Source organism: Falsiroseomonas oryzae (assembly GCF_027856955.1).
GTDB classification, from domain to species: Bacteria; Pseudomonadota; Alphaproteobacteria; order Acetobacterales; family Acetobacteraceae; genus Falsiroseomonas; species Falsiroseomonas oryzae.
In genome coordinates this window covers 1-6,075 of record NZ_JAPSMD010000326.1, presented here as the reverse complement: position 1 = coordinate 6,075, position 6,075 = coordinate 1, and the positions used below count along the sequence as shown (strand labels likewise).

The 6,075-nt window shown below is 73.8% G+C and carries 6 protein-coding genes; 4 read left to right on the top strand and 2 right to left on the bottom strand.

The features are described 5' to 3' along the window. Positions 1–73: 73 nt before the first annotated feature. Positions 74–1,561 carry an indolepyruvate oxidoreductase subunit beta family protein gene (locus tag OZN99_RS23235; RefSeq protein ID WP_270937638.1) on the bottom strand — a complete coding sequence of 496 codons (1,488 nt, stop codon included), beginning with the start codon at positions 1,559–1,561 and terminating at the stop codon, positions 74–76. Continuing rightward, positions 1,558–3,723 (bottom strand): indolepyruvate ferredoxin oxidoreductase subunit alpha, encoded by a 2,166-nt coding sequence (locus OZN99_RS23230; RefSeq protein ID WP_270937637.1) that lies wholly within the window; start codon positions 3,721–3,723, stop codon positions 1,558–1,560. Before OZN99_RS23230 ends, OZN99_RS23235 begins: the two co-directional genes overlap by 4 nt. 93 nt (positions 3,724–3,816) lie before the next feature. Between OZN99_RS23230 and OZN99_RS23225 the strand changes: the two genes are divergently transcribed. The 4 genes from OZN99_RS23225 to OZN99_RS23210 all read left to right on the top strand — a co-directional run. Beyond that, positions 3,817–4,311, top strand: coding sequence for a MarR family winged helix-turn-helix transcriptional regulator (locus tag OZN99_RS23225; RefSeq protein ID WP_270937636.1), 495 nt, complete (start codon positions 3,817–3,819; stop codon positions 4,309–4,311). 57 nt (positions 4,312–4,368) lie between these two features. Then, the gene (locus OZN99_RS23220) at positions 4,369–4,569 is read left to right on the top strand and encodes a hypothetical protein (RefSeq protein ID WP_270937635.1); all 201 of its coding nucleotides are present in this window, start codon (positions 4,369–4,371) and stop codon (positions 4,567–4,569) included. Positions 4,570–4,608: 39 nt separating this feature from the next. Continuing rightward, positions 4,609–5,487, top strand: coding sequence for a DMT family transporter (locus OZN99_RS23215; RefSeq protein ID WP_270937634.1), 879 nt, complete (start codon positions 4,609–4,611; stop codon positions 5,485–5,487). Next, the coding region (locus tag OZN99_RS23210) for an NAD(P)/FAD-dependent oxidoreductase (protein WP_270937633.1) at positions 5,484–6,075 on the top strand (592 nt) is incomplete at its 3' end. The genes OZN99_RS23215 and OZN99_RS23210, both read left to right, overlap by 4 nt.

The following is a 6,075-nucleotide window of genomic DNA, read 5'->3' as shown; positions in this document are numbered from 1 at the left end:
CAGCGCGGGCAGCGCAAGCGCGGCGCGGCGGGTGATGCGGTTCATTGTCTCGTTCCCTCCCGATCCAGTGGCGCTACTCGGCCGCGAGGCGGCGCGGCGGCGCCCCGCGCCGCGCCGCGACGGCGGCCAGCGTGCGGTCCAGCGAGTCGCCCTCAGGGTCCTTCTGCGCCGCCAGCCGCGCCTGCAGCAACGCATCGGCGGCGATGTCCCGCGGCAGTTCCCCGGCGAGCGCCGGCTGCACGATCTCCGCGACGATGCGCCGCCAGTTGGCGCGGCCGCGCGCATCGGTGGCGGCGTACCCCTTCACCAGCCGCGCCGTCTCCGCCACCTCGCGCGCCACGTCGGCGCCCAGCGCAAGGCTGCGTTCCACCAGGCCGAGCCATTCGGCGATCCAGGCCTGTTCCTCGTGATGCTTCAGCGTGCGCGGCCGCCACCAGCGCAGGCCCGCCAGCAGCCGCAGCCGCAGGAAGCCGATCGGCCGCGTGGGCGAGACGTTCAGCGCGACGGACTTTCCCATCCAGCCGCGGCGCTCGCACAGCCGCAGCGCCGGCCGCGCCAGGGCGGGCGGCAGCAGCGAGAGGACTTCGGCCGGCCCGGGCTTCATGAACTCGACCACGTGCACGATGTCGCCCGGACGCGCCTTCGATTCCGCCGCCAGGCGCGGGCGCCGCGCGTCGCGCAGCTTGAGCTGCGCCACGCGGATCACGTCTTCCGCGCTCATCCGCAGCGCCAGGTGGCGCGCCAGCGACGCCAGCAACGGGCCGTCGGCGCCGGGCATGGCAGCGAAGCGGCGCAGCGTGCCGAGATACGCATCGGCCAGCGCGGCATCCTGGAAGTCGGCCAGCCGCTTCCCGCCTTCCGCCGCCAGAGCGCGCGCCTCCTCCGGCAGGAAGCCGAGGGCATCGGGCGCGGCGGGCGGCGCCTCCGGTGCGGCGGGCTGCGGGGCGGTACCGGAGAGCCCCGCCTCGAAGCCGCGCAGGTTACTCTCGGCGGCCTTGCCGGCGCGGATCGCGGCGCGGAACGCGTCAGGCGGGATCGGCAGCGCGCCGCTTGCCGCCAGCGCGCCGAGCATCACCGCGTTCAGCGGAGCCCCGGTCTGCCGCGCCAGCGCGTCGTAGTCGGCGATCACCGCCTGCCGCGCCGTGGCGCGCACCGCCTCTGCCAGGCGCTGCTCGTCCAGCCGCCCGTCGCCGCCTTCCGACTTCTCCGTCACGGTATAGGCGCGGCGATGCGCGACCAGCGCCAGGGTGCGGTCCCTGGTGAGGAAGCCGGCCTCGGCACGGCGCGCGGCTTCCAGCAGCTCCGTGCCGATGAAGACGTCCACCCGTCCCGGCGCGGCGTTCAGGCCGAGCACGGGCGGCGGATCGCCGCGCTCGGCGGGCATCGCCTCCAGATAGTACGTGGTCGCGCCGGTGCGCTGCGCGACGCCGGGGATGGAGGTTCGGCTGGCATGCAGCCCGGCGTCCAGCGCGGCGCGCGTGATCCAGTCCACCAGCACGCCGCCGCCCTCGCCGCCCAGGGCCGCGATCAGGATGCGGACGGGTTCGCGCGGCGCATTCATTCGGCGGGCACCGGCACGGCGGCGGGCGGGCGCAGCGGCGGCAGGTCGCTGATCGGCGTGCCGCCGAGCAGCCGCAGGAACCAGTTGCCGGCGCGGTGCTTCAGCAGGTCGGCGCGCGACGGGTTGCGGATCACGTCGAGCCGGTAGAAGGACGGGCAGAGCTGCGCCGCATGCGCCACCTCCCCGCACAGGCCGCAGCCCACGCAGTCGTTGTTCACATGCGCCACCGGGTCGTCCTTCAGCAGGTCGCCCGAGGGCTTCAAGGTCAGCGACGGGCAGCCGTTCAGCCGGATGCAGGAATGGTCGCCGGTGCAGACCTCCGGGTCGATGCCGAAGCGGGACTGCACCACGCGCTCGCCGGCGGCGATCGCCTTCGCCTGGGCGGGCCGCAGCCGCTTCTGGCGCGCCAGCATGCACTCGCCCCGCGCGACGATGACCTTCAGCCCCTTCACCGGGTCGCTCAGCGCGTCCTTCAGCGTGCGCATCACGCCGCGCACGTCGTAGGTATGCACCGTCTTCACCCAGGTCGCGCCGACGCCGCGGATGGCCTGCTCCACGGGCACCGCCTTGCCGCGCCCCTCGCCCGAGCCCGCCTTCGAGGACGGGATGTCCTGCAGCCCCGTCGCGCTGGAATAGCCGTTGTCCATCACCACCAGCACGGCGTCGTCGCGGTTGAACACGGCGCCGGCGACGCCGGTGTTCAGCCCGTTGTGCCAGAAGCCGCCATCACCCATCACGGCGACGGGCCGCTTCTGGTTGGTGCCGGCGACGGCAGCGGCGGAAGCCAGCGACATGCCGTAGCCCAGGATGGTGTTGCCCTGGTTGAACGGCGCGAAGGTCGCCAGCGCATGGCAGCCGATGTCGGCGGCGACGTGGACCGGCCCGGTTTCCTGCCGCAGCAGCTTCATCGCGCTGAACACCGGGCGTTCCGGGCAGCCGGTGCAGAAGGTGGGCGGGCGCGCCGGCAGCGGCGTGCCGATCGCGGCCTTCGCCGCCTGCACGCCCGCCGGCGCCAGGGATGGCAGGGCGGTCCAGCGCCGGCCGTGGCGCTCCAGGAACTGCGCCAGCCCCGCCGCGATCACCGGCGGCGTGTACTCCCCGGCCATCGGCAGCACGTCCTTGCCGTGCAGCGCCGTGTTGAGCTCCGCCTTGCGCAGGATCTGGCCGATCGCCTGCTCCAGGTAGTCGGGCGCGCCCTCCTCCACCACCAGCACGCCGCGCTTGCCCGCACAGAAGCCGGCGATCTGCTCCGGCACCAGGGGATGCGTCACGTTTAGCACCAGCACCGGCAGCTGCACGCGGCCGAAGGCGTCGGACAGACCGGCCGCGGCGAGTTCCGCGTTCAACGCGTTGAACAGCCCGCCCTGCACGATGATGCCGAGCTCGCCATCCGGCGGGCCCAGCAGGTCGTTCAGCCCGTGCTCCAGGATGTAGCGCCGCGCCGCGGGCAGGCGGCGCGCCATCTTGTCGGCCTCGTGCGGGAAGGTGACGGGCGGATGGGCCAGCCGGCCGTAGTCGAAGCGCGCCGGCATGGCCGGGTTGTTGAAGCTGATCGGCGCCTTGCGGTTGTCCTTCGCGACGAAGCTGCCGAAGACGTGGCAGGCGCGGATGCGCAGCTCCAGCATCGCCGGCGTGTTCGACGCCTCGGACAGCTCGAAGCCGTGCTCCACCATGCGCACGATGGTCGGCAGGTCGGGCCGGGGATCGAGCAGGATCAGCGAGGATTTCAGCGCGAAGGCGTGGCTGCGTTCCTGCGCCACGCTCGCACCCTCCCCATAGTCCTCCCCCACCACGATCAGCGCGCCGCCGATCACGCCGGGCGAGGAGAGATTGCTCAGCGCATCCGCCGCGACGTTGGTGCCGACGATCGCCTTCCAGGTCACCGCGCCGCGCATGGGATACGCGACGGAGGCGCCGAGCATCGCCGCCGCCGCGGCCTCCCCCGTGCAGGTCTGCAGATGCACGCCGAGGTCCTGCAGCAGTTCCTCGGACTGCAGCAGCACGTCCATCAGGTGGCTCACGGGCGCGCCCTGGTAGCCGCCGACATAGCTCACGCCCGATTGCAGCAGCGCCTTGGTGACGGCGAGGATGCCCTCGCCGCGGAACGTCTCCCCCGCGCCGAGGCGCAGCGAGGCGATCTCCTCCCGGAACGAGACCTCCATCGGACCGATCCTCCTGGCCGGGCACGGCCTGCCGGGACATGGACAAGCCGGCCGCGAATGCCTTACTGCGCATATCGGACAAGGAAAGGTGGGGTGTCAAACGGTCTGCCCGATCCGGCGGCCGCGCAGCGCGAGGACGTGTCCTACGGCCCGCTGCCCGGCTATCTCGGCCACCTGCTGCGGCGGGCGCAGGCCCGCGTCTTCGCCGATTTCGCCGATGCGCTGGGCGAGGCCGTGAGCCCCGCGGAATTCGGCCTGCTGACGCTGGTCGCGGCGAATCCCGGCATCACGCAGGTCCGCCTGGCCGCCGCGCTCAGCCTGGACAAGTCCACCCTGAGTCCTGCCCTCGCCCGCCTGACGCGCCGCGGCCTGCTGAAGCGGGAGCGTCTGGCGAGCGACGGCCGCCTGCAGGCGCTGCGTCTGGCACCCGGCGCCGAGGCCACCTACGCCACGCTGCGCGCCCGCGTCGAGGCGCATGAGGCGCGCATCGCCGCCGCACTGTCGCCCGCCGAGCACGCGGAGCTGCTCCGCCTGCTGCGGCTGCTGCTCGGCTGGGACTTGCCCGGTCCTTCCGCCCCCGCGCGTTGACGCCGGCGCGCCGCCCCCTTACCCGATGGGCGGACGCCATCACCGGGGAGGCACCACATGCGTTCGTTCGAGGGCCAGTTCTCCGACAACCGCCCGATCCGCCGCTCTCCGCAGGAGAAGAAGAAGCTGATCGCGGAGCTGAAGGAAACGCTGGCCAACCTGAAGCCGAGCGCGGCCCCGTCGCTGCGCACCACGCTGCTCGCCCGCATCAAGGAGCTGGAGGCCGAGCTGGCCAGCGCACCGCCGCCGCGGCGCTGACGCTTTTCCTCCGGCGCCGGCGGCCCTAGCCTGCCGGCAATGGAGAGAGACGCCCCCGCGCCGGGACGCGACGCGAAGAACGCGCTGCTCGGCATGGGGCTCATGCTGCTGTGCTGCCTGCTCTTCGCCGGCATGGGCGCGGCGTTCCGCGGCGCCATGCAGGAAGGGCTGCCGGTGCCGCTGCTGCCCTTCGCGCGTGGACTGTTCACCGTGCTCGTCCTGCTGCCCTGGCTGCTGCGCGGCGGCCTGGGGCAGCTGCGCACGCGCCGCCCCGGCGCGCACGCGCTGCGCGGCGCGGCAGGGCTCACCGGCTTCTTCCTGCACATGCTCGCCATCCTGTGGCTGCCGCTGGCGGATGCGGTCGCGATCATGCATGCGCGCCCGCTCTGGGCGCTGCCGCTGGCCTTCCTGATCCTGGGCGAGCGGATCGGCTGGGACCGCGCCATCGCGGCCGCCATCGGCTTCGCCGGCGTGCTGATCATCGCCGGCCCACAGGGCGAGCTCTCGGCCGGCACGCTCGCCGCGGTGGGCGGCGGCGTCACCGGCGCGCTGGTGCTGATCGCCGTGAAAATGCTGTCCAGCACGGAGCCGCCGGCGCGCGTCGTCGCCTGGTACGCGATCGCCACCGTGGTGGTCTGGGGTCCCGTCTCCGCCTTCGTCTGGGTGACGCCGAACGCGACCGCGCTGTGGCTGCTGCTGCTCGGCTCCACCCTGGCGATCCTCGGCGATTTCTGCGCGTCCTGGGCGGTGCGGCGGGCGCCGGTGGGGCTGCTCGCGCCGATCGAGTATGCGCAGATCCCGGCCTCCGCGCTGTTCGGCGCGCTGTTCTTCGCCGAGACGCCGGGCTGGGCCTTGCTGTGGGGCACGCTGGTGATGGTGGGTGCCACGCTCTACCTGGCGCGGAGCGCCGGGCGATGACCGACGCAGCGATCTTCACCGCGGACTTCGCCACCACCCCCTTCTGGTGGGAGGACGCTCCCCCGCCCGCCTCCGCCGGCGTCACGCTGCCCGAGAACGCCGAGGCGGTTGTCATCGGCGGCGGCATCGCGGGCCTGTCCTGCGCGCTGGAACTCGGCCGCACCGGGCTCCGCGCGCTGGTGCTCGACCGCCAGGCCATCGGCTGGGGCGCCTCCTCCCGCAACGGCGGCGCGCTGTCCGGCGCGGCGAGCCTGGGCCGGGCGAAGTCCGACGTGACGAAGGGCCTCGACCCGCGGCTGCTGGCCGAGATGGTCGAGGAAGCCGAGGCCAGCTTCGAGGCGCTGGAGGCGCTGATCGCGCGCGAGGGGATCGACTGCGCCTATCGCCGCTGCGGACGCTTCGTCGCCGCGCATAGCGAGGCCGCCATGGACACCCTGGCGAAGCGCGCCGAGCTGCTGAACCGCGCCGCCCCCGGCGCCGCCGAGCTGATCCCCCGCGCGCGCCTGGCCGAGGAGCTGGACACGCCGCGCTACCATGGCGGCCTGGCGATCCGGCGCGCCGCGGGGCTGCATCCGGCGCGCTACACGC

Coding starts and splice junctions, on each gene's coding strand:
- OZN99_RS23215 (WP_270937634.1), top strand. CDS start 4,609: ATGGAGAGAGACGCCCCCGCGCCGGGACGCGACGCGAAGAACGCGCTG.
- OZN99_RS23235 (WP_270937638.1), bottom strand. CDS start 1,561: ATGAATGCGCCGCGCGAACCCGTCCGCATCCTGATCGCGGCCCTGGGC.
- OZN99_RS23230 (WP_270937637.1), bottom strand. CDS start 3,723: ATGGAGGTCTCGTTCCGGGAGGAGATCGCCTCGCTGCGCCTCGGCGCG.
- OZN99_RS23220 (WP_270937635.1), top strand. CDS start 4,369: ATGCGTTCGTTCGAGGGCCAGTTCTCCGACAACCGCCCGATCCGCCGC.